At 31.0% G+C, this 23821-nt stretch carries 28 protein-coding genes; 6 read left to right on the forward strand and 22 right to left on the reverse strand.

What is annotated here, in order from left to right; translation table 11 throughout:
- Window positions 1-69: 69 nt before the first annotated feature.
- The 20 genes from AC8GER_RS05485 to AC8GER_RS05580 all read right to left on the reverse strand — a co-directional run bounded on the left by AC8GER_RS05485 (window position 70) and on the right by AC8GER_RS05580 (window position 18320).
- Complete coding sequence (locus tag AC8GER_RS05485; RefSeq protein ID WP_506597829.1) at window positions 70-261, reverse strand: hypothetical protein; 192 nt, start codon at window positions 259-261, stop codon at window positions 70-72.
- Window positions 258-1586, reverse strand: coding sequence for an amidase (locus AC8GER_RS05490; RefSeq protein WP_506597830.1), 1329 nt, complete (start codon window positions 1584-1586; stop codon window positions 258-260). Before AC8GER_RS05490 ends, AC8GER_RS05485 begins: the two co-directional genes overlap by 4 nt.
- 16 nt (window positions 1587-1602) lie before the next feature.
- Window positions 1603-2991 carry a TRAP transporter large permease gene (locus tag AC8GER_RS05495; protein ID WP_506597831.1) on the reverse strand — a complete coding sequence of 463 codons (1389 nt, stop codon included), beginning with the start codon at window positions 2989-2991 and terminating at the stop codon, window positions 1603-1605.
- Window positions 2992-2999: 8 nt separating this feature from the next.
- Window positions 3000-3560, reverse strand: coding sequence for a TRAP transporter small permease subunit (locus AC8GER_RS05500; protein ID WP_506597832.1), 561 nt, complete (start codon window positions 3558-3560; stop codon window positions 3000-3002).
- An 85-nt stretch (window positions 3561-3645) separates the two neighbouring features.
- The gene (locus tag AC8GER_RS05505) at window positions 3646-4815 is read right to left on the reverse strand and encodes a TRAP transporter substrate-binding protein (protein ID WP_506597833.1); all 1170 of its coding nucleotides are present in this window, start codon (window positions 4813-4815) and stop codon (window positions 3646-3648) included.
- Window positions 4816-4982: 167 nt separating this feature from the next.
- Window positions 4983-5939 (reverse strand): 2-hydroxyacid dehydrogenase, encoded by a 957-nt coding sequence (locus tag AC8GER_RS05510; RefSeq protein ID WP_506597834.1) that lies wholly within the window; start codon window positions 5937-5939, stop codon window positions 4983-4985.
- Window positions 5936-7234, reverse strand: coding sequence for a glycolate oxidase subunit GlcF (gene glcF, locus AC8GER_RS05515; protein ID WP_506597835.1), 1299 nt, complete (start codon window positions 7232-7234; stop codon window positions 5936-5938). The genes AC8GER_RS05510 and glcF overlap by 4 nt, the downstream gene beginning before the upstream one ends.
- On the reverse strand, window positions 7234-8448 hold the full coding sequence (locus AC8GER_RS05520) for an FAD-binding protein (protein WP_506597836.1): 1215 nt from the start codon (window positions 8446-8448) through the stop codon (window positions 7234-7236). The genes glcF and AC8GER_RS05520 overlap by 1 nt, the downstream gene beginning before the upstream one ends.
- The gene (locus AC8GER_RS05525) at window positions 8448-9944 is read right to left on the reverse strand and encodes an FAD-linked oxidase C-terminal domain-containing protein (protein WP_506597837.1); all 1497 of its coding nucleotides are present in this window, start codon (window positions 9942-9944) and stop codon (window positions 8448-8450) included. Before AC8GER_RS05525 ends, AC8GER_RS05520 begins: the two co-directional genes overlap by 1 nt.
- 59 nt (window positions 9945-10003) lie before the next feature.
- Window positions 10004-11170 (reverse strand): pyridoxal phosphate-dependent aminotransferase, encoded by a 1167-nt coding sequence (locus AC8GER_RS05530; protein ID WP_506597838.1) that lies wholly within the window; start codon window positions 11168-11170, stop codon window positions 10004-10006.
- Window positions 11167-12321 carry an alpha-hydroxy acid oxidase gene (locus tag AC8GER_RS05535; RefSeq protein ID WP_506597839.1) on the reverse strand — a complete coding sequence of 385 codons (1155 nt, stop codon included), beginning with the start codon at window positions 12319-12321 and terminating at the stop codon, window positions 11167-11169. Before AC8GER_RS05535 ends, AC8GER_RS05530 begins: the two co-directional genes overlap by 4 nt.
- A 9-nt stretch (window positions 12322-12330) precedes the next feature.
- Window positions 12331-12834, reverse strand: a complete 504-nt coding sequence (locus tag AC8GER_RS05540; RefSeq protein ID WP_506597840.1) for an acyloxyacyl hydrolase — start codon at window positions 12832-12834, stop codon at window positions 12331-12333.
- Between the two features lie 51 nt (window positions 12835-12885).
- Window positions 12886-13242 carry a cytochrome c-type biogenesis protein gene (locus AC8GER_RS05545; protein WP_506598498.1) on the reverse strand — a complete coding sequence of 119 codons (357 nt, stop codon included), beginning with the start codon at window positions 13240-13242 and terminating at the stop codon, window positions 12886-12888.
- Window positions 13242-13760 (reverse strand): DsbE family thiol:disulfide interchange protein, encoded by a 519-nt coding sequence (locus tag AC8GER_RS05550; RefSeq protein ID WP_506597841.1) that lies wholly within the window; start codon window positions 13758-13760, stop codon window positions 13242-13244. Before AC8GER_RS05550 ends, AC8GER_RS05545 begins: the two co-directional genes overlap by 1 nt.
- Window positions 13750-15630, reverse strand: coding sequence for a heme lyase CcmF/NrfE family subunit (locus AC8GER_RS05555; RefSeq protein ID WP_506597842.1), 1881 nt, complete (start codon window positions 15628-15630; stop codon window positions 13750-13752). The genes AC8GER_RS05550 and AC8GER_RS05555 overlap by 11 nt, the downstream gene beginning before the upstream one ends.
- Window positions 15631-15632: 2 nt before the next feature.
- Window positions 15633-16067: a cytochrome c maturation protein CcmE gene (ccmE, locus tag AC8GER_RS05560; protein ID WP_506597843.1), complete on the reverse strand. Its 435-nt coding sequence runs from the start codon at window positions 16065-16067 to the stop codon at window positions 15633-15635.
- 56 nt (window positions 16068-16123) lie between these two features.
- Complete coding sequence (gene ccmD / locus AC8GER_RS05565) at window positions 16124-16318, reverse strand: heme exporter protein CcmD (RefSeq protein WP_506597844.1); 195 nt, start codon at window positions 16316-16318, stop codon at window positions 16124-16126.
- Window positions 16315-17013 (reverse strand): heme ABC transporter permease CcmC, encoded by a 699-nt coding sequence (gene ccmC / locus AC8GER_RS05570; protein ID WP_506597845.1) that lies wholly within the window; start codon window positions 17011-17013, stop codon window positions 16315-16317. Before ccmC ends, ccmD begins: the two co-directional genes overlap by 4 nt.
- A 170-nt stretch (window positions 17014-17183) precedes the next feature.
- Window positions 17184-17513: a heat shock protein HspQ gene (hspQ, locus tag AC8GER_RS05575; protein WP_017943363.1), complete on the reverse strand. Its 330-nt coding sequence runs from the start codon at window positions 17511-17513 to the stop codon at window positions 17184-17186.
- Between the two features lie 39 nt (window positions 17514-17552).
- Window positions 17553-18320 carry a DUF3108 domain-containing protein gene (locus AC8GER_RS05580; RefSeq protein ID WP_506597846.1) on the reverse strand — a complete coding sequence of 256 codons (768 nt, stop codon included), beginning with the start codon at window positions 18318-18320 and terminating at the stop codon, window positions 17553-17555.
- Between AC8GER_RS05580 and AC8GER_RS05585 the strand changes: the two genes are divergently transcribed.
- Genes AC8GER_RS05585 through AC8GER_RS05595 form a run of 3 tightly spaced genes read left to right on the forward strand, consistent with a single transcriptional unit; the run spans window position 18304 to window position 19344 of the window.
- Window positions 18304-18846: a septation protein A gene (locus AC8GER_RS05585; protein WP_506597847.1), complete on the forward strand. Its 543-nt coding sequence runs from the start codon at window positions 18304-18306 to the stop codon at window positions 18844-18846. The genes AC8GER_RS05580 and AC8GER_RS05585 overlap by 17 nt on opposite strands.
- Entirely contained in the window at window positions 18846-19190 is a 345-nt protein-coding gene (locus tag AC8GER_RS05590; protein ID WP_506597848.1) for a DUF2794 domain-containing protein, read from the forward strand. Before AC8GER_RS05585 ends, AC8GER_RS05590 begins: the two co-directional genes overlap by 1 nt.
- Before the next feature lies 1 nt (window position 19191).
- Window positions 19192-19344, forward strand: coding sequence for a DUF2256 domain-containing protein (locus tag AC8GER_RS05595; RefSeq protein ID WP_506597849.1), 153 nt, complete (start codon window positions 19192-19194; stop codon window positions 19342-19344).
- A gap of 12 nt (window positions 19345-19356) precedes the next feature.
- On the opposite strand, the gene AC8GER_RS05600 is transcribed toward AC8GER_RS05595, so the two are convergent.
- A complete protein-coding gene (locus AC8GER_RS05600) occupies window positions 19357-20013 on the reverse strand; it encodes a Bax inhibitor-1/YccA family protein (RefSeq protein WP_506598499.1) in 657 nt (218 codons plus the stop codon).
- Window positions 20014-20219: 206 nt separating this feature from the next.
- Here AC8GER_RS05600 and AC8GER_RS05605 point away from each other — a divergent pair, with 206 nt between their 5' ends.
- From AC8GER_RS05605 to AC8GER_RS05615, 3 genes are read left to right on the forward strand one after another with little or no spacing between them, the layout of a single operon-like run.
- Window positions 20220-21269 carry an NADP(H)-dependent aldo-keto reductase gene (locus AC8GER_RS05605; RefSeq protein ID WP_506597850.1) on the forward strand — a complete coding sequence of 350 codons (1050 nt, stop codon included), beginning with the start codon at window positions 20220-20222 and terminating at the stop codon, window positions 21267-21269.
- Entirely contained in the window at window positions 21260-21772 is a 513-nt protein-coding gene (locus tag AC8GER_RS05610; protein ID WP_506597851.1) for an invasion associated locus B family protein, read from the forward strand. The genes AC8GER_RS05605 and AC8GER_RS05610 overlap by 10 nt, the downstream gene beginning before the upstream one ends.
- A 3-nt stretch (window positions 21773-21775) precedes the next feature.
- Window positions 21776-22966: an argininosuccinate synthase gene (locus tag AC8GER_RS05615; RefSeq protein ID WP_506597852.1), complete on the forward strand. Its 1191-nt coding sequence runs from the start codon at window positions 21776-21778 to the stop codon at window positions 22964-22966.
- Here the strand turns inward: AC8GER_RS05615 and folD are convergent, their stop codons facing one another.
- The gene (folD, locus tag AC8GER_RS05620; RefSeq protein WP_506597853.1) at window positions 22967-23818 is read right to left on the reverse strand and encodes a bifunctional methylenetetrahydrofolate dehydrogenase/methenyltetrahydrofolate cyclohydrolase FolD; all 852 of its coding nucleotides are present in this window, start codon (window positions 23816-23818) and stop codon (window positions 22967-22969) included.
- Window positions 23819-23821 lie beyond the last annotated feature (3 nt).

Consider the following 23821-nt stretch of genomic DNA (forward strand, 5'->3'; position numbering starts at 1 on the left):
CTGAGCAAATAATAAAAAGAAAGCGAAAATCGAAACTTCTTTTTTTTTCAAAGATATTTAAAGAAAAATTTATTTTTTTATTTTTTTAATATGATCATAGGCATCATATAAAAAAAAACCCAAACTAAGAACTAAAACTGACCAAACGGGTATTGATGCTGAAAAAGTAATAATTGGTGACTTGGTTATGCTTGTTGCTATCTGATAAAAAAACCATGAAACTGAAATTACACCGATGATGATACTTAAAGTTCTAATCATTTTGTTTTATTTTTTTTTAAAAGCCAATTAGCGGTTTGCAATAATCTAGCATCATCTAGTTTCTCACCAACTAACTGAACCCCTAAGGGTAATTTATCAGGTCCATTTATTAATGGCAATGTAATTGCTGGCATTCCTAAGTAAGTCCAAGTTGTGCAAAACTCCGGGCTTCCCGTATATGAAAGTCCCTTTGGTGGATAACCTGTAGTTGAGGGAGTAATGATCGCGTGGTAGTGATGGAATGCTTCTTTGAAAGTGTCATAGATAATTGCCATTTGATCAACCGCTTCAGCATAGTCTTTTGCTTTATAAGAAAGACCTCGTTCAATAGCCTCGATCATTTTTTTTCCTATTTTTTTTTTATGTTTTTCATAAGTAGATAAAAAATTATAAGCCATATCTGTTTCATGAATTATTTTATGATAATCAAAAATCTTCTCAAAATAACTAGGATTTGAATAAACTGTTACTTGTTTGTCAATTTTTTTAAGAAACTTTTCAAAATCTTTTTTTGCAACTTCATCTAAATTTTTCCATTTAGCAGTTGCGATAAAAATTAATTTTGGCTCAAAAAAAGGTTTTGCTTGAACACGATTTAAAAAGTCTTCCGTTGGAAAAGAAATAGTTGATTTATCTTCAAGGTCTTTTTGGATAATGACTGATGAGCAAAGCGCAACATCCTCAACATTTCTTGCAATCACTCCAACTTGATCTAAAAGAAAAGATTGTCTTAAGACTCCATCTCTTGAGACTAAACCATAGGTTGGTTTATAACCCACCACCCCACAATAAGAAGCAGGACGTATTGTTGAGCCGTTAGTTTGTGAACCTATTGCAAGTGGCGCCATGAAAGAAGCAACAGCTGCTGCTGAACCACTGGAAGAACCGCCTGGAGTTCTTGAGTAATCATGAGGATTAGTAGTTTTCCCAGGATCAAAGTATGCAAGTTCAGTGGTAACGGTTTTGCCCATAATAATAGCTCCTGCTGACCTTAAGATACTTACAACTTTTGCATCGTCTCTTGATTGATAATTTTCTCTAATAGGTGTGCCATATTGTGTTGGCATATCTTCAGTTTTAAAAATATCTTTTATAGCGATAGGAAGTCCATGCAGAGGTCCCAGGGGTTTTCCTGAAAGGCGCCAGTCATCTTTTTCCTGAGCCTTTTCTAAAAAGAATTTTTTATCAAAGAAAGCCCAAGCTTTTATTTTATTTTCAAATTTTTCAATTCTATCAATGAAACTTTTAGCAACCTCGACAGATGAGATTTCACCCTTTTTTGTTTTTTCAATTATTTCTAATGCGGAAAGAAAACATAAATCCATAATTTAATTTAAAAAATTATCTTTTAGTTTCAGCGCCAAATAATACATCTGGAAGCCAAGTGGCAAGACCTTGAAAATTATAAAGTAAAATCATTGATATTATAACAACAAAAAGAAATGGAATCATTCCAATAAATATTTCAGATAATAAAACATTTTTTGATTGAACACCTTTTAGATAATAGGCGGACATGGCCATGGGTGGTGTTAAGAAAGACATTTGTAAATTTAATCCAACAAGAATTGCAAAGAAATAAGGATCAATTCCATAGATCTTTAAAAGAGGTAAAAATATTGGAACAAAGATTATTAATATCTCAGTCCACTCTAAAGGAAATCCAAGTAAAAAAATTATAATTTGGGTTAGAACTAAAAACTGCCATGGTTCTAAACCAAGGCCTGCAAAAAATTCTTCAAAAACTTTATGACCTCCTAAATAAGAAAATACTGAGGCAAAAGTCCAAGAGCCAACGAATAACCACATAATCATCGCAGAAGAACGTGTTGTTAAATAAACTGACTCTTTAAGATTTTTCCAATTCATATTTCTATAATAAAATGCAAGTAAGATTGCCCCAATTGCTCCAGCAGCAGCAGCTTCTGCAGGCGTTGCAAGACCTAAAAGAATTACTCCAAGAACTAATAAAATTAAAATAAGTAAAGGGACAAAATCTTTAATTAAGTTTTTATAAATTACTAGTTTGGGCGGTAGCTCTGAAAGTTTAGGTTTTGGAGCAAGATGAGGATAAAAAATTCCAACACCGATACAATAAATACAATACATTCCAGCTAACATCATTCCTGGAATAAAGGCTGCAGCAAATAATCTAATTGGTGATAAAGAAGCCATGGCCGCATAAACGATAAACATGATGCTTGGTGGAATTAAAATACCGAGAGTTCCGCCAGCACATATAACGCCCGATGCAAATTTTTTATTATAACCTGCGCGTATCATTGCGGGCCAAGCTAAAAGTCCCATTAAAGTTACAACTGCACCAACGATTCCTGTTGCTGTTGAAAAAAGAGCACAGGTTATTAATGCTGCAACAGCCATGGATGCTGGAAGTTTTGCCGTTGCCATTCTAATGGATTCAAATAGTCTTGTAATAATTCCAGATCTTTCAACCACATATCCCATGAAAAGAAAAAGAGGCACTGCAATCAAGACATGGTTTTCCATTACGGAATGGGTATTTTTAACAACTAAATCAAAAATCCTATTTGCAAAAATTCCAGCCTCTGCAACTTTCGATGGATCAAGGTAGGCATAATATCCAAAAAAAATTCCAAGTGCTAAAAGAGTAAATGCAATAGGAAAACCTAAAAGAACAATAAAAATAAAACTAAACATCATAACCAATGCTATTTGCGGATTGGTCAGTCCTAAAAGTGTCTGTTCCATTTATATTTCTAACTTTTTTTCTTAATTAAAACTTTTTCTAATTCTTCTTCTTCAATATTTCTAACCGGCCACTGACCTTCTTTAAGAGCTATGATGCATCTAAAAACTTCAGCCACTCCCTGTAAAACTAAAAGTATTCCCGCTAAAGGTATTAAAGTTTTGAATGCATAAACTTGTATTTGCGCTGGACTATTCCAACTAGTTTCTTTTAAAATCCATGCTTTGGCTGCGTAATTATAGCCTGTATAAGTGAATGCAATGCAAGCTGGAAAAAAAAATAAAAAATATAATATTAAGTCTGAACTCGCCTGAAATTTGATTGAAGTTTTTCTATATAACATATCCGCTCTAACATGTGACTGAACTGCAAGGGCATAAGCTCCGGCCATCATAAAGGCCGCACCATACATTTGAATTGAAAGATCAAAAGCCCATAACGTTGGCATATTAAAAAAATATCTTGCGAAAATTTCGTAGCCAACAGCAATGGTTAAAGCAAAAGTACACCAGCCGAAGCCTTTACCAATCCATGTATTTAGTTCTTCAACTGCTAAAATATAAAATCTCAATTAATCCCCCTTAATTTACTTCTTATTAAATTTAAAACAAAAAGGGGTACTTTCATACCCCTTTTTGAAATTAATTTAATTTTTATTAAACTACTACTTTAGATGGATCTCCAAAGTATTGTTTATAAGCAATTGTATAATCTGGTTGGTTCATGAATAAATATTTCATGACAGATTTTGCATATGCTTTTTGAGACTCAACGATTCTCTTAAATAGAGGATCTTTTGCTGAAAAGTCAGCAACTACTTTATCCCAAGACTTCATCTGGTCAGCCAAGATATCTTTTGGCGTTGCAAAAGTCTTAACGCCTGATTCTTTAACAAGCTTATTTAAATCATCAGAGTATCTCTTAAGAGCGTACCAATAGTTATCTGTATTAGCAGCTTCTGATGCTATTCTTAAGATCGACTGATGTTGTTTAGATAGACTGTTAAATTTTTTCTTATTAAAAGTTATCTCAAACATCTCTTGTGATTGATGGAAACTTCCTAGTGCATAGAATTTAGAAACATCCTGCATTCCGAAATTTTTATCAGATGAAGGGTTATTAAATTCTGCAGCATCAATAAGACCTGTTTTCATTGCAGGTTGAATTTCTCCACCTGGTAATTGAAGAACAGTCATTCCCATGCCTTGAAGAACGTTAGTTGCTAAACCAACAGTTCGGTATTTCATACCCTTAACGTCAGCAGATGTTTTAAGTTCTTTCTTAAACCAACCAAACGGCTGAGCTGGCATTGGCATTGCAAAGAAACCTACGTAATCTAATTTCGTAGCTCTTAATGTTTCTTCATACAAAGCTCTTCCTCCGCCGTACTCAATCCATCCCATTAATTCTTGAGATGAGAAACCGTAAGAAGGTCCTGTTCCAAACAATGAAGCGGCAGGATTTTTTCCATACCAATATGCTGTAACAGTGTGACCGGCATCAACAACACCTGTGCTAACACCATCTGCTACTTCAGCAGTTTTTAAAATAGCATTTACTGGTAAAAGTTCTATTTTAAGTGTTCCACCAGACATTGCGTTAACTTTTTCAACGTACTGTTTATTCATTGTGTAAAATGGATCTGCATCAGATGGTCCCCAAACAGATTGCATTTTTAGAGTCACTGCACTTTGCGCAACTGAAATATTTGGCATAGCAAGTGACGCAGCGGCAACAGCACCTGTAGCTGCAGCAGCTTTGAAAAACTTACGTCTTGAAGTTTTTTTAGACTCCAATGACGTAACTTCGTCTTTTAGTTTTGTCATTTATTTTCCCTTATTTAGTTAATTAACTGAAAGTCATTAAAGCAAAAATAACGTGTTCCGTCTTTAAAAAAAAAACTATGCCTAAACACAAGAATTGTACATAAAAACAACTCTTGATTGTAATAATTTTAAATAGTTTAATTTAATTTATTTTATTTAAATGTTTTTTAATTAACCTGATCTTTAGGTTTTTTATTATTAAAGAAATTTTCTAGGTTATCGATTGCTCTGTCCCCCATATCAATTCTAGTTCTTACAGTTGCACTGCCAAGATGCGGAAGTAAAAAGAGATTATTTAATTTTAAATACTCAGGATTAATCTTTGGTTCTCCATTATAAACATCTAAACCTAGAGCAAAAACTTTCCCACTCTTCATTGCTTTAATCATAGCTGTATCATCAATAATATCTCCTCTTGCCGAATTTGTAACGACAGCGCCATCAGGCAAATAATTAATTGATTGTTCATTAACTAGATTGGTAGTCTCTTTAGTAGCGGGACAATTAATGGATAGGAATTCGCTGTTATTAAATAACGATTTAATATTATCGTGATAAATTGCTCCTCCCTCTAAATTAACGGCTAATTTAGTTCTGTTGTGATAATGAATTTCCATGCCAAAACCTCGAGCACGTTTTGCAACGGCTCTACCAATTCTTCCCATGCCAAGAATTCCTAATTTTCTATTAGACATTTGTTTACCAAGTAAAAAGTTAGTAGACCAAACCCAGCTTTGCTCCTCTGCAAATTTTCTTCCTTCATAAGCTCTTCTTGATGCTCCTAGTAGAAGTAAAATTGAAATATCAGCTGTTGAGTCCGTTAAAACTTCTGGTGTATTAGTTACAACTATCCCTTTTTTAGTAGCAACATCAACGTCAACATTATTAAAACCAACTGCATAATTTGCGATAATTTTAACAGTGTTTGATAGTTTATTTAGAATAGCTGCATCGAATTTATTACCGCCAACACACAAAATTCCATCACAGTCTTTTGAAAGATTTAAAACTTCTTCGCTCGAGTAAACTTTGTCTTCTTTATTTAATTTTACATCAAATATTTTTTTAATACGCTCTTCATTTTCTGGAAGTAGATTTCTAGTGACTAAAATTTTTTTCATCATAATAAATTAATTGCTTTAGGTTTTTCTCCGCCTGTATACCAGTTTAAAATCTCTATGGTATGAACAATAGGTATTTGTGTTCCCGATGAAATCTGCGTCATACAGCCAATATTTCCAGTTGAAATAAAGTCAGGTTTTACTTTATCAATATTTGAAACTTTTCTTTTTAATAGTTCTGTCGCCATTTCATCTTGTAGCAAATTATAAGTTCCAGCTGATCCACAACATAAATGACCATCTGGTATCTCAACAATTTCGTTGCCAGTTTTTTTTAATAAATCCATTGGTTGTTGATGTATTTTTTGCCCATGCTGCATTGAACAGGCTGAGTGATAAGCAATTTTAAATTTCTTATCTTTTTTCATATAATTTAATTTAATATTTTTTCCTAAATATTCAGTTACATCTTTTGCAAGCGATGAAACTATTTTTGCTTTTTTTTTAAGTTCTTTGTCTGGATGATCTCTAAAAATATAACCATAATCTTTTAAAGTAGTTCCGCAGCCAGAAGTAGTTACTAAAATTGCATCAAGATTTTTTTCTTCATACCATTTAAACCATGAATTAATGTTGTTTATAAAAGATTTGTGCGCCAAATCTTCTTTGCCTAAGTGATGATTTAATGAACCACAACAATCAACCTGTTTTGGTACAATTACCTCAACCCCGTGCCTATTTAATATGTCAATTGTTGCATCATTAATTTGTGGAGAAATAACTCTTTGTACGCAACCAGTAAGCAAGGCAACTCTTGCATAGGTCTTTCCCGCTGATGGATATATTTCTTTATTTTCCTGTTTAGAAGCTGGAAAAGAATTTGGCATATACTTCAGCATATTTTTAATTTTTTTTGGAAATAAAAATCTAAAAGGATAAAATAATCTTGCGGAGTAACCAGCCATTCTAAATAAGGTTGGACTTGGTAAAATTTTAGAAAGTAAACTTCTTATAAATCTATCAAAAAAAGGTCGAGTAAAAGTTTTTTCTATATGATTTCGCGCATGATCTACAAGATGCATATAATTAACTCCTGAAGGACAAGTGGTCATACAAGAGTAACAAGATAAGCATCGATCAATGTGCTTTGTTATTTTTTCATTAGCTGGCTTATTATTTTCCAGCATGTCTTTAATTAAATATATTCTACCACGGGGACCATCAAGTTCATCTCCTACGATCTGATAGGTTGGGCACGTTGCATTACAAAATCCACAATGCACACATTTTCTTAAGATTCCATCCGCTGAACTAATGTTGCTATCTTGTAATTGTTTTTTTGTAAAATTTGTTTGCATTATATTCCTGAATACATTTTTCCTGGATTTAAAATCTTTTTAGGATCAAAACTTTCTTTGATCTTTAAAGATAAAACTTTAATATTCTCATCAACTATTGTCAAAAAATCCTCTTTGATACGAACATGATTTGGCGCCTTAATAATTGTCATGTGCCCACCAAGCTTTATAACTTCTGCTCTTAATTGTCTCAGTAGCACGCTATCGTTCTCTGGTATTTCGGCCCAAATTAAATTGCCCGCCCAATCCACCACATATTTCAATTCTTCATTTTCAAATTTATTTATAAACTGATCAGTATTAACGGGTGGTAGAATTATCTTCGCAACTACATTTGGGCTATTATTAAAAAATTGCAGATCTGTTGTGTTTTGCCAAAAAATTCTTGATTGGTAATTTTCAAGAACTGAAATTGTTTTTTTATATTCATCAAATAATTTTTTTAAAGTGTTTATTCTTTCAACCACTGAAATTTTCGGTCCTTCAAGACGGATAGCAGTAATTGAAGTTGTTGTATCTAGATCGTTCAATTTAAAAAACTTGGACATTTTTGCTGGATAAAAACAGGCGCCTGAAATTTCAACGGAAGTTTGCATTGATTTTGAAAAAATATTTAAAGCTTTCTTTAAGTTAATATTATTAACCAATAAAGTTTGGCTCTCTTCATTTTTTGGCTGAACTTTCAATACAATCTCAGTCAAGGCAACTAGAGTTCCGTAAGATCCAGTTATAAGTTTACTTACATCATAACCCGTTACATTTTTAACAACAGTTCCCCCTGATTTTACAATTTCACCTTTGCCATTTACTCCTCTAAATCCCAGAATATGATCTCTTAGAGCACCCGCTCTAAATCTGCGTGATCCTGATAAATTACAAGCAACAGCTCCGCCAACAGATCCTTTGTTGCTTTTGCCATTATATAAAAATCCCATGTCGGATGGTTCGAAAGATAATTCCTGATTTTTTTTATCTAACTCTTTCTCGATTAAATCAAGCGGCGTTCCTGATTTAACTTTAATATAAAGTTCTTCAGGAAAATATTCGATAATTCCACTTAAGTTTTTTAAATTTAAAGATTTTGAACACTGAATTAATCTGCCAATTGGTTTTGAATTATGTCCGGTAATTTCAATTGGGAACTCTTGTGAATTACAATTTTTTATAAAATCTGCAACTTCATGTTCGCTTGATGGCGAATAAATTTCCGGCATTAAAATCTTGGGATATCTTTGAACTTTGTGTCTCCTTTATGAACATGCATCTTTCCGCCTTCCGCACAACGATGGAGGATTGGATATACCTTGCCTGGATTTAAAAGAGATTTGTCATCAAACGCTTGTTTAATATTTAGTTGTTGCTGGATGTCTTCATCGTTAAACATTTCGCACATTAAGTCTCTTTTCTCAATTCCAACTCCATGTTCTCCGGTGAGTACACCGCCTACTTTTACACAATATTTTAAAATATCAGCGCCAAATTTTTCTGCTTTTTTCAATTCACTTTTAATATTTGAATCAAACATAATCAAAGGGTGCAGATTTCCATCTCCCGCATGAAAACAATTGGCAACTTTTAAGCCGTGTTTTTGTGAAAGTTTAGTAATTTCTTTTAAAACTTCGGCTAATTTTTTTCTAGGAATTGTTCCGTCCATACATAAATAGTCGGGTGACATATCTCCAATTGCTGGGAATGCAGCTTTTCTTCCTAACCAAAATCTTAATCTTTCTTCATCATTTTTGCTTATGCGTAAATAGGTTGATTTATTTTTTTTAGCAATTTCTTCTACTCTTTTTATTAAAATATTTACTTCGCTTTCTGTACCATCCAACTCCACAATTAAAATTGCCTCAACGTCTTTTGGATATCCGGCCTTAGCATAATCGTCTGTTGCTTTTATCAAAGGCTTATCCATAATTTCCATTCCCGCAGGAATAATTCCTCCTGAAATAATATCTGAAACACACTGACCAGAATCTTCAACGCTTTGAAAGCCTAAAAGCAGAGCTTTGACTGACTGTGGTTTTTTTAAAATTTTAACCGTTACCTCTGTTAAAACTCCAAGCAATCCTTCTGATCCTGTAATTAAACCTAATAAATCATAACCTTCAGATTCTAATTTTTTTCCACCAAATTTCATAACTGTTCCATCCATCAAAACAATTTCAACACCAAGAACATTATTAGTTGTAGTTCCATATTTTAAAGAATGAACACCTCCAGAATTTTCAGCAATATTTCCACCAATTGAGCAGGCAATTTGGCTTGAAGGATCTGGTGCATAATAAAAGCCGTTGTGTTCAACTGCTTTAGTTAGAGATAAATTTGTAACTCCAGGCTGAGTAACAACGCATCTATTTTCAAAATCAATTTCTAAAATTTTATTAAATTTACTAAGACCCAACAAAACACCGTCTGCTAAAGGTAAAGCTCCTCCAGAAAGACCTGTGCCAGATCCCCTTGGAACAATCTTAATATTGTTTTCATGACAATATTTTAAAATATTACTAACTTCCGTTGTATTTTCAGGAAGAACAACGACCATTGGCTTTTGTTTATAAGCGCTCAATGCATCAGTTTCATAAGGAGTTATGCCTTCGGGATCTGAAATAATATTAATTGGATTAGTAAATCTTTTTAAATCACGAACAATTTTTTCTCTACCATTTAAAACCGATTGATCAATTTGTGGCATTACTAGTGTGGACATAGCTCAAACTTATATTATTTTGATTGATATATATAGATCTTTGAGATTAAAAAAAAACTTTATTTGACAACAGTTTTTTTAATTTTTTCTAAAGCTTTTTCTATATTCTCGTAAGAGTTGGCGAAACTAAATCTTACAAAATCTTTGGCAGATTTACCAAAGCTTACGCCTGGAATAATTGCAACGCCCGCTTCATTTAAACATTTATCTGCAAACTCATTACCATTCATTCCAGTCCCACTAATATTAGGAAATACATAAAAAGCTCCTCCAGGATTGTTGCAAGTAATTCCTTTAATACTATTTAATCCATCAACAATTAATTTTCTTCTTTTGTTAAATTGACTCATCATTTCATCTAAAAAATCATGGGGCCCATCTAATGCAGCAAGGCCTGCTATTTGAGTCGAAGCACAAGGACATGAATGATCATTCACACATAATCTCGTAACATCTTCAATAATTTTTTCTGGCCACACACTCCAACCTAAGCGCCAGCCTGTCATTGCATATGTTTTACTCCAGCCATCTAAAACTATTAATCGATCAAAAAGTTCTGGATAATTAAAAAAAGAAGGCATTTTTTTATTATCATAAATTTGTCTGCTATAAATTTCATCGCTTAAAATTGCGACCTCTGGAAATTTTTTTAAACCCACAACCAGTTTATCGATTTGTTCTCTTTCGATAAGACCGCCTGTTGGGTTTTGCGGATTGTTAATTATAATTAAACGAGTTTTATTATTTATTAATTTTAAAACTTCTTCTACTTTGAAAGAAAAATTATTTTTCTCACTTAAATACATTGGAACTGCTTTTGCTCCTGAATAATTAATCATCGATTCATAAATTGGAAATCCTGGTTCTGGGTAAATAATTTCTGTGCCTGGCTGACCAAACATTAACATTGCAAAAAACATTGTGGGTTTTCCACCCGGCATGATTACAACTCTTGAAGCGTCTACATTTGCTCCATACATTTTCTTAATATGTCGAGATACTCCTTGTCTTAATTCTAAAAGACCATTTGCTGGTGTGTAGCCATGAAATCCATCATCTAAAGATTTTTTTGCAGCATCAACAATGTGTTTTGGAGTTCTAAAATCTGGCTGACCTATTCCTAAGTTAATTATTTCTTTTCCTTGAGCTTCTAAAGCTTTTGCTTTTGCAAGAACAACAAAAGCATTTTCAGTGCCAAGTTTAAAAAGACTATCTGCTAATTTCATTTTTTTCTAAAAATTACTTTATCTCTAGTAATTTCTTTTACACTTCTACAGCCCATTAAAGTCATTCCTCTTTTAATTTCAGCGTGCATAATTCTAAGTATTGCTTCAACACCAGGCTGACCACCCGCTGATAATGCATATAAATAACCTTTGCCGAATGAACATGCTTTTGCTCCAAGTGCTAAAGCTTTTAAAACGTGAGTTCCTCTTCTAACCCCGCCATCTAAAATAACATCTACTTTGTCTCCAACTGCATCTACGATATCTGCAAGAACATCAAATGGTGACAAGGAGGCATCTAGTTGTCTGCCGCCGTGATTTGAAATCATGATTGCTGTTGCACCAATATCTACTGCTTTTTTTGCATCCTCTACAGATACAATTCCTTTTATAGCAAAAGCACCTTTCCATTTCTTTGCAACATACTCTGCATCTTTCCAATTCATTGTAGGATCAAATTGACTGTTAATATAGTTGATCACCGAAGTTTCTATGGACTGCCCATCTTTTTCTGTATGTGGAAGATTGGGTAGTTTAAATCTTTCATGCATTAAATAATTTAAAGTCCACTCGGGATGTAACGCAAAACTTATCAAACTTGCCAAAGTTAATTTTGGTGGAGTTGTAAATCCTGTTCTATGATCTCGCTCTCTATTACCTGCAACAATAGTGTCTACCGTTAAACACAATGCTTTAAAGTTAGCTCTTTGACATCGCTCAATTAAATTGTCTGTTAAACCTCTGTCTTTATGAATGTAAAGTTGAAATAATTTTGGACCACCTGTTAAGTTTCCAACTTCTTCAATACTAGTTGTTGCAATTGTCGACATTCCAAAAAAAGTTCCAAATTTTTCTGCTGCTCTTGAAGTCGCTTTCTCACCATCATGATGATACAATCTATGCATTGCTGTTGGTGCAAGAAATAATGGCATATCAATTTTCTGTCCAAATACAGTTGTGGACATATCGATAGAACTTACATCTCTCAGAACACTTGGAACTAAATCACAATCATTGAATGCAGAAGTATTTCTTTTTAAAGTAACTTCATCATCTGCACCACCATCGATATAATTAAAAATTGGGGAAGGAAGTCTTCTTTTTGCTAACTTTCTAAAGTCATCAACATTAAAGCATCTAGCTAATGACATTACAAAGTTTTAGAAATTTTTTTGAAAACTGATGCTGTAATTATTTGCGCCTGGGTTTTTATCACCTAGGCTAGCGTTTGAAATATGACTGTAAGAAATACCAATATTAGACATTGGGCTTAAATTTAAAGCCGCTCTAACTTGTGTTTTAAATTCAACACTATGACCCAAATCTTTTCCATCACCTTTGCCGTAAACTCCCGGTGTAAAACTTGGACTAATTAAAACTAAATTATTAGCTAGTTTATAATCTAATCTAACACCCGCATAACCATACTTTGCGTTATCATCTGTTACTAAAAATCCCACTACTGGTTTAAAATCACCGATTGGAGAACCAAAAAGAATTTTGTCAAAATCATAATCTAATTGGAACATTGAGGCATTTTTATTATCATCACTATGATCAAATTTTCCAACTGAAAAAGTCAAGCCTTCGGATCTAGCTGCTGAAACTAGAGAGATAGATAACAAGGAAATTATCCCAAAAAATTTAGTAATTTTTGAATTCATTTTTATGAGCCTTTATTTAATAAAATTGGCGGAAATGCAATAAAGATTCTACTATTTTTTCTTGTTATTTAATCTGAATATTAAAAATCCACCAATAATAAAGATAATTAAAGGTAAAAACCATAAGGCTAAACTATTAAAATTTAGGCCTGGATTATAAACAATCCAGTCACCATAACGACTTATTAAAAAATCGTAAATTTGTTTTTCGTTTTCTCCATTATCTAGTTGTTTAGAAATTAATTTTTTTAAATCAATTGCAAAATCAGAATTCGATTCATAAATCGACTGCCCTTGACAAACAATACATCTAATATTTTTATAAATTTTGTTCTTTAGCTCTTCATTTGCAGAAAAAACATTGGAAGATAAAACAAAAAATATAATAGTAAGAATAAATTTTTTCATCATTTTTTTAACTCTAAAATTTTTTTAACTGCGTCCTCATTAAGCGGGCCAATATGTTTAAGAATTATTTTTCCTTTTTTTAAAACATATGTTTCAGGAACTCCATAAGCACCCAATTGAATTGCTACCTCTCCTTTTTTATCAACACCTATTAAGCTAAAGGGATTTCCATATTTTTTTAAGAAATTTTTAGCATTACCACTTTCATCTTTATAATTGAGACCAATAATATTAATTTTATTTTTATCTTTTAAGTCCATTAAAAAAGGATGTTCAATCCGACAGGGAATGCACCAAGATGCCCATATATTTAGAATAGCAAAATCCTTGCCTAATAAAATATTACTATCCAACTTTGAATTTTTGTTAAAAAGATCCTCTAAAATAAATTCTGGAATTTTTTTACCAATCATTTGATTGGGTTGATAAGTTTTATTGGAATTTAAAACTCTTAAAAAAAGAATAAAAATTATAACAATTGTTATTCCAAGAATTATAATTTTATATTTATTGTTCATTTCTCAATCTAAACGTTTGATAAAATCCACCAAAAGCAATTAACAATATAGAAAACCAAATCCAAAACATTAAAGGCTTATAATAAAATCTGACCATAATTTTATCTTTTTCAAACTCAGATAGGTTAATTGCAAAATAATAATCTACGATAAAATTATTTTTAATGCTTGTCTCAGAAGTAAATTGGACTGGCTGATCATATTTTCTAATAGATGGGGTCAATTCAACTTGTTTTTCTTTATTTGTTACTAAAAAATTTCCAAAAACCTCCTCGTAGTTTTCTTTTTTGATTTTATTAATACTCTTAAATTTAATAATAAATTCTTGAATTTTAATTTCATCTCCCACCTTCATGGCTGTATTAATCTCTTTTGATAAATAACCATTAATAAATATAGCAAAAATCAATATGCCAAATCCTAAATGAGAAACTAATCTTCCAAAATTTAAGCTTAATTTTTTTTGTAAAATCCAATCAAATATAACTGAAACGATTAGGTATACTGAAAACAACAAGCCTAATATCAAAATAATATCTTTATAATCAAAAAATAAAAAAATAATTACTAAGGAAATAACAATAGAAATTGGAAAAAAGATTTTAAGATTTTTTATTTGTAAAAATTTATCTTCTTTGTTCCAACTAAGAAGAGGTCCATGAGCCATGAAAAATAAAAATACGAATAAAAATGGTGCTAAAATAGTATGATAATAAACAGGGCCAACTGAAATACTTTTCCCGCTAATAGCATCTAAAATAATAGGGTAAACTGTTCCAACCAAGATCACAGAAAGAAAGAAGATCAAAAAACAATTATTAATTAAAATAAAATTATCTTTCTGAAAAAAAGAATATTTTCCATCCAAAGATTTTTTGGGACTTTTAATAATAAAAATCGCTAATGAAAAAAATGTGATAAATAAAATTGTACTTAAAATGTATACACCTCTATGAGGATCGTTTGCAAAGGCATGAACAGAATTTAACACTCCGGATCTAACTAAAAATGTTCCAAGCAAACTCATTATAAAAGTAAATAAAGAAAGCAATGCCGTCCAAGAATGTAATTTATCTTTTTTAAAAGTTACAATATTAGAGTGAATTAAAGCAGTTGCTGCTAGCCAAGGCATTAGTGATGCATTTTCTACTGGATCCCAAAACCAATATCCGCCCCAACCTAATTCATAGTAGGCCCAAAAAGATCCAAGACCAATTCCAATAGTAAGCAAAGACCAAGGAAGAATGATCCAGAAATTTGCAATCTTACTCCATGATTTATCAAAATTATTAGTCACTAATCCTGCAAGCGCAAAACTAAAAACTAAAGAAAACCCAACATAACCAAAATATAAAAACGGTGGGTGTATCGCAAGCAACGGATCCTGCAAAATAGGATTTAAACCAAGACCTTGCGATGGTTTTGGATCTATCTGATCAAAAGGATTTGAAGTTAAAATTAAAAAAATTAAAAAAATTAAAATTAATATTGCTTGAAAAAAAACTGTATAGAATTTTAGCTTTTCACTAACTTTAGTTCTAGCAAATACAAACGAAAATAGTGATAATATTAAAATAAATAATACCATGCTGCCTTCATGATTGCCCCATGCTCCTGATATTTTATAGATTAAAGGCTTAGTAGTATGAGAATTTTGATAAACGGCTACATTAGAAAAATCAGAAACAATAAAACAATATATTAAAGTTAAAAATGAAAATAATAATAAAAAAAAAATACTATTATTAAAAAAATTGATTATTTTTGAATTCTTAAAATTATTTCCTATCCCTTTAATTAATGAGAAAATTAAGAAACCACTAAATATTAAAGAAAAAAATAAAGCTAAATTACCTATATAACCAGTCATGATTATTTATTTAATTTATCTTTTTTCAAACTATTGGCAACTTCCGGAGGCATATAATTTTCATCATGCTTTGCAAGAATCGTGTTCGCAATAAAATATTTTTTATCTTTTAGAACACCCTCTGCAACTGCACTTTTGCCTTCAATAAACAAATTGGGTAACAATCCGTTGTACTCAACAAAAATTTCGTTTTTTAAATCAGTAATAATAAAAACATACGTATTATTATTTTTCTTTATTGAGCCCTCTTTAACTAGACCACCAATTCTAATCTTATTAGAAGGTATATCTGTTAAATTCTTAATTTCTTGAGGTGCATAAAAATACACCACATTCTTTTGTAAATTATTATAGATAAAGAAAAATATTATCGATGCAGCAATTGCGATTAAAGAAAAAATTTTTAATCTTTTTTTTGTAGATTTGCTAAAAAACATAATCGTATTTAAACAAATTTTTTAAGAAGATATCGAGACTTATATTAGATATTAAACTAAAATTTACTAACTTGCGCTGAAGCTGAAGCTTCTTTAACTTTTTCAGAACAATAAAGATGTTCGATATTTTTAATAGAATTTAATTTTTTAACTGAAACGTAATAAAGAGAAGTTAAAGATAAAGCAGCAAATGCATATGACAACCATATATACAAACCATAGCCGCCCATATTTAAAAATTCTAAGATCATTTTTTATTAACTCTAAAATTTATAATTTCATATTTATATCTAATCAAGAAAATAATTAACGATAAAATACCAAAACTAAAAAACATAATAAGCAACGGCGCCAACATTGAGCTATGTATAGTGGGTGCGGCAGTTAGCGTAATGCTTGCTGGTTGATGAAGAGTATTCCACCATTCTACTGAAAATTTAATAATAGGAATATTTATTAATCCTACTATGCCAACAATATTAGTAATTTTTTCTGCAGAATTATAATTTTTTATAAACGACCACAAAGAAACATATAGAATATAAGTTAACACCAAAACAAACATTGAGGTTAGTCTCCCATCCCAACTCCAAAAAGTTCCCCACGTTGGGTAACCCCACAATGATCCTGTGACAACAGAGATTAAAGAAAAAACCAATCCTATGGGTGCTAAACTTTTTGCGTAAACTGAAAAAACTCTAAGTTTAAAAATTAAACTTATAAATGATGAAGTTCCAATAATTAAAAAAATAAATAAAGAAATCCAAGAAGACGGGACATGAACATACATGATTCTTACCGTGTCTTTTTGTAAGTAATCAATTGGGGAAAAGACTAATGCTAAACTTAAACCAGTTATAAGGGCAAAAGCCAAAACTATCTTCAACCAAAAAACACTGGTGCTTGCTAAATTAAAAAAGGTTCTTGGTTTAAATATTCCAAACATTTAAGTTATTTTTTTTACTACATGTTTGGGAAGATTGGAAGTTTACCTAACTGAGATAAGGGAGATTGGGGATCAAAAATAACTCAGTTAGGTATTAGCTGAAATATAATAAAATAATCTGTCGAACTTTTGCGTTAAAATTGTTTTAATTAAGGCAGTAAGAATTATGACTAATTTGATGGTTTAATGTAAAGATTTCCTCTTTTTCCTCTAAATATTTCATTAACCAAAGGATGTCTCACAGGCTCATTTGGGTCATCACCAACTAAATTTTGTTCTGAAACATAAGCCTCATAAGTGATCTCATCATTCTCAGCTAATAAATGATAAAAGGGCTGATCTTTTCTTGGACGTGCTGCTTTTGGAATTGATTGATACCACTCTTCTGAATTATTAAATTGAAAATCTACATCGTAAATAACACCTCTAAAATCAAACAAACGATGTCTCACCACTTCTCCGATTGAGAATTTGGCTTTGTTTAATTTTTTTTCTAACATTAAATTTAAAGTAGTGATTCTTATAAAAAATTCAATAGATCACTGAATTGTGTCTAGATACATCTTAAGTCTAATTCCTTTTTTTCCTTTAGTTGTCGCATAAATTGGAAAATAGTTATCCCCAACAATTCCAAAATAAAGATCTACTTTAAACTGCTCAGGAGTATTTGGATCTCCTGGAATGTGTCCAGATATTGGATGATAAGTTAAAATACATTTTTGTAATATTCCTTTATAATTAGAAAAAACTGAATCAAAATCTAGCTGCACATTTTCTTTCTTCATCACCAAGTAAAAAAAAATATTGCCATCAAAAACCTTGATTTTTTTATCACAATCAAGATTTTTTTTATCAAGTAAGAATAATTTTTTTACTGCAAAGATTGGATCAATCACGCCAAAATAATCTTCTTTATTATATGGAATTTTTTTAGTTAAATCTTCATTTCGAGCTGGATCTGTTTCAAAATTAAGAACTTTTTCTCTAGAAAAATTGATTTTATTTACTCTATATTTGTTACTTGATGGCTTGTCGTAACGATACTCATACTTCCAAGTATTTTTGCTTTTATCATTAAATTCAACTTTGGATTTTGAAAAGACTTTTACAAAAAAACCAACAATGCCTACACTTTCAGCACTAAAAGTAATTTTATTATTTATTTCATCATCAATATTAAAATTAATATCCATAACATTTAAATTATAAGCGCGGACATCATATTTAAATTCTTTTGCTAAAGACGAATTAAAGTTTAAAATAATTGTACAAATAATTATTAAAAATTTAATGAACAAAGGTCTCATAAAGTTTTTCTTAGATATAGGCCCGTTATTAATCTTTTTTTATTTCTATAAAAAACATGGAATGGGTTATGCAATACTTCCATTAATTATTGCAACTATTATATCGGTATTTTTTGTTTACCGAATAGATAAAAAAATTCCAACAATACCAATATTAGGTGCCGTTGTTGTTACTCTATTTGGGGGTCTTACAATTATTTTTGATAATAAAATATTTTTCTACATGAAGCCTACAATTATAAATATAATTTTTGCAGTTATTCTTTTGTACGGACAGATATTTTTAAAACAGCCTTTGTTAAAAAAATTATTTGATGGATCAATTAAAATTTCAGATGAAGGTTGGAATATTTTAAATAAACGTTGGATATATTTTTTTATTTTTTTAGCAATACTCAATGAACTTGTGTGGAGAACACAAAGCGAAGACTTTTGGGTTCAATTTAAAGTATTTGGATTGCTGCCAATAACGTTAATATTCACTATTATGCAAGTATCACTTATTCAAAAATATAGAATTGATTAATGAAATTTCATTTAATTAAAAATAACAATCTTAATAAAGAAAACTTTTTTAATAAAAAAGAACTTCAAGAAATTTTAAATCTTTACGGTTCAATGGTCTCTGTTGGGGAGTGGAAAGATTATGGAATTTATATGAGCAAAACTATGATTAGTTTTGAGATCTATAGAAAAGCAACCGAGAACCCTCTGTTTCAAATATTAAAAAAACTTAATCAAAAAGATAAAAATAAATATCAATTAAAAGATGCGAACGGTTTAATAATTAAAAGTTCTGATAATTTAAGCTCTATATTAAAAATTATTTCAAAAAAACATTCTGCCAAATATTTAAAAGTTATAAAGTAACTTGAGAAAAAAAAATCAATTACCAAAAAAGATTTGTATTAATTGTAACAGAGAGTTTCTGTGGAGAAAAAAATGGGAAAAAAATTGGAATTTCGTTAAATATTGCTCTAAAAAATGCTCACGAAGTTATAGCCCCGAATACACGGGGCTATAAAAAATATATTAATTAGTCTCTTCTTTGTCCGAAGAATCTTAACAACATTACAAAAAGGTTAATAAAATCTAAATAAAGCGTTAAAGCGCCCATAATAGATTTTTTAGCCATTGTCTCTGAATCTCCGCCATCAAAATACATGTCCTTAATTTTTTGTGTGTCATAAGCAGTCAGACCAACAAAAATTATAACTCCAAGTAATGAAACGATAAATTCAAGTTGTGTAGATTTAAGAAAAATATTTACGATTGAAGCAATGATGATTCCAATTAAACCCATCATTAAAAATGATCCAAGTTTAGTTAAATCAGTTTTTGTTGTGTAACCGTAAATACTCATTGTAGCAAAAGTTGCTGCAGTAATAAAAAATACTCGAGCAATACTCGCTCCAACATAAACCATGAATATCGAAGAAAGTGATGCACCCATTAATCCTGCGAACACCCAAAATAATGTTTGAGCTTTTGATGCACTCATTTTTGCAAGTCCAAAACTCATCCACAACACGATACCCAATGGAGCAAAAGCTATTACCCACATTAATGGAGAATTATAAATTGCATTACCTAAATTAGTTAGGCCAGTGATTGAACCGGCTTCATTTGTAACTACAGAATATTTAAATAAAAATAACGCTACAAAACCTGTCAGCAGAATACCTGTTGCCATATAATTGTAGATCTTCAACATGTAGGATCTAAGGCCCTGATCTATGGCACCCGATTCCGCACGTGTCGTAGCTCTTGTTTGACCATACTTTAAGTTCATTTCTTTTTTACCTATATGTTTGTTTGACCACATACATAATATTAAATTATGTTCATTTCAAGAAGCTTAAAAAAAGGCTATTCCATTATCTTTTTAGAAATAAAAATATGAAATTTAATAAAATACCAAATACTGATTTAAGCGTTAGCCAAATTTGTCTTGGCACAATGACGTGGGGTTCTATGCAAAACACTGAACAAGATGGTTTTGAGCAAATGGACTATGCCGTTTCAAAAGGAATTAATTTTTTTGATACCGCTGAATTGTATTCAATACCACCTACAAAAGACACGTGCGGTGCAACAAGTAGAATTATTGCAAATTGGTTAAAAAAAACAAAAAAAAGAGATGAAATTATTATTGCAGATAAAGTAACGGGTAGATCTGGAATGAACTGGATTAGACCAGGCGAAAATGAAACTCGATTAAATAAAAAACAAATAAATACTGCAATCGACAATAGTTTAAAAAATCTACAAATTGATCACGTTGATATTTATCAACTGCACTGGCCTGATAGACCTTTAAATGTATTCGGTGGACTTGAATACGAACATACAGAAACTGATGATGTGGTGCCTATTCTTGAAACGATGGAAGCAATGGCTTCTTTAATTAAGGCTGGAAAAATAAAATATTACGGACTTTCTAATGAAACTCCTTGGGGTACAAGCCAGTACATAAAACTTGCTGAAAAACATAATATTCCAAAGCCTATAACAATTCAGAATCCATACAGTCTTATTAATAGAAGTTATGAAATTGGTCTTTCAGAGATTTCAATTAGAGAAAAAATTGGATTACTTGCGTACTCTCCTTTGGGTGGAGGCCATTTAACTGGAAAATATTTAGGCGGCAAAAAACCTGCGGGAACTAGGGAAGTGTTGTGGGGAAATAGATTTGATAGATACAGAACTCGAAATACAGAACCTGCGGTTAAAGCATATTATGAGGTTGCAAAGAAACACAATATTGATCCTGCACAAATGGCAATTCAATTTTGTATTATTCAAAAATTTGTAACCTCAACGATTATTGGCGCAACATCAATGGAGCAGTTAAAGAAAAATATTGATAGTATTGATCTGTCACTAACTAATGATGTAATAAAAGACATTAATAATGTTCAATTAATATATTCAAACCCATGTCCTTAAGAGTTTTATTTTTTTCTATAATTTGTCTTTTGTCTTTTGAACAAAAAATATTTGCTCAAATTAAACTAGATGGACAATTTAAAAACTGGACTGCCCAGAATACTAATATTAACGGTCAGCAAGTTTGTTATGCCGTATCAAGTCCTGTGGCCTCTGAACCAAAAAATCTTAATAGAGCAGAATCTAGAATTTTTGTAAGTTTTAGACCCAATGACAAAATACAAAACGAGATAAGCGTTACAAGCGGTTATAATTATAAAACATCTTCTCAAGTAAATTTTGCTATTGATAAAAAAGAATTCAAATTTGAAACTGAAGATAACTTTGCTTGGCTTTCGAAATATGAAGAAGAAATTTCACTGATAGAACTAATGAAAAAATCTACCCAAGCTAAAGTCAGTGCTATCTCAGCTAGAGGTACCAGAACTACCGATACCTTCTCATTAAATGGATTTAGTGATGCACATGAAGCTGCTAAAAAGAAATGTAATTTCAGTTCATAAATAATGGGAAAAAAAGTTAAAAAAATTGTTTTAGCTTATTCTGGTGGTCTTGATACTTCTGTAATTTTACGTTGGTTACAAGAAAACTATCATGCAGAAATTATTGCTTACACCGCAGATCTTGGACAAGAAATAGATAGAAAAAAAATAATTAGAAACGCAACAAATCTTGGCGTTAAAAATATTGTCATCGAGGATCTAAAAGATGTTTTTGTGAAAGATTATATTTTTCCAATGATTAGAGGTAATGCTTTGTATGAAGGTATTTATTTACTAGGCACTTCTATCGCTCGACCTCTTATTGCAAAACGTCAAATTCAAATTGCTAAAAAATTTAAAGCAGATGCCGTATCACATGGATCAACAGGAAAAGGTAATGATCAGGTAAGGTTTGAACTTGCTTATTACTATTTTAATCCAAAAATTAAAATTATCGCACCATGGCGTGATTGGGACTTTGCATCAAGAAGCGATCTAATTAAATATGCCAATAAAAATAATATTCCTGTGCCGAGTGACAAAAAAGGAGCTCCTCCATTTTCTGTAGATGACAATTTATTTCACACTTCAACTGAAGGTAAAATTTTAGAAGATCCATCAAAACAGGCGCCAGAATTTATTTTCCAAAGAACAGTTTCTCCTGAGAAGGCTCCAAATAAACCATCTTATGTGACTATTGGTTTTAAAAATGGCGATCCAATTAGTATTAACAATAAAAAATGTTCTCCAAGTAAATTACTTTCTCTTTTAAATAATATTGGCGGCAAGAATGGAGTGGGCAGAGTGGATCTTGTTGAGAATAGATTTATTGGAATAAAATCTCGTGGTGTTTACGAAACTCCTGGCGGAACTATTCTTTTATTTGCCCATAGAGCCATAGAGTCTCTTACTTTAGATAAGGAAACTGCTCATAAAAAAGATGCTGTTATGTCTAGATTTGCAGAATTAATTTACAATGGATTTTGGTATTCAAAAGAAAGATTAAAATTACAAAAAATTATTGATCAAAAGAGATCTCGAGTTCAAGGAACCGTTAAGTTAAAAATTTATAAAGGAAATGTAAGCATTGTTTCAAGGATTTCTGATAAAAGTATTTACTCTATGAAAAATGTTTCTTTTGAAGAAAATAAAACTTTTAATAAAAAAAGAGTAGAAAATTTTATTAAAAAAAATGCTCGCTTACTTAGAAAATAATTAATTAATATTCTTAAAAGCTTTTAAAGTATTATTTAAAAGACACGCAATTGTTACAGGACCAACACCCCCTGGTACAGGCGTGATAGCTTTGGCTTTTTTAACTACAGATTTAAATTCAACGTCCCCTACTATTTTATAACCTTTTTCCTTTTCAACTCTGTTAATACCCACATCAATTACAATAGCTCCTTTTTTTACCCAGTCACCTTTAACTAAATTTGCTTTGCCTACTGCTGCAACAACAATGTCAGCTTTTTTACATAATTCTTTTAAATTTTTTGTTTTGGAATGCCCAATAGTAACTGTGCAATCTTCTTTTAATAATAATTGGGCCATGGGCTTACCATTTAAATTAGATCTACCAATAATAAGTGCGTTGAGACCTGCTAAATTTTTTCTAACACTCTTAATCATCAGATAACATCCAAGGGGAGTGCAAGGAACTAAGGCATCTTTTCCTGAAGATAAATTTCCAACATTAATTGGATGAAAGCCATCTACATCTTTTCTTGGATCAATCTCTTCAATAATTTTATGACCATTAATATGATTGGGTAAAGGCAACTGCACTAATATCCCGTGAATTTTTTTGTCTTTATTTAGTTTCCTAATAACTGAAATCAATTTCGTCTCTGAAATAGAGCTTTTAAATCTCAAAACCTTAGAATTAATGCCAACCTCTTTTGCCGATACTTCTTTATTTCTAACATAAATCTCGCTTGGAGTATGGTTACCAACAAGAATAACGGTAAGTCCTGGCGTTAATTTTCTTTTATTTTTTATAAATTGAATTTCGTTTTTAATCTTACTTCGTAAATTTTGAGCAAATTTTTTTCCATCTATAATCACTAA

It is taken from the genome of Fontibacterium abundans (SeqCode) (assembly GCF_965235095.1).
Taxonomy (GTDB): domain Bacteria; phylum Pseudomonadota; class Alphaproteobacteria; order Pelagibacterales; family Pelagibacteraceae; genus Fontibacterium; species Fontibacterium abundans.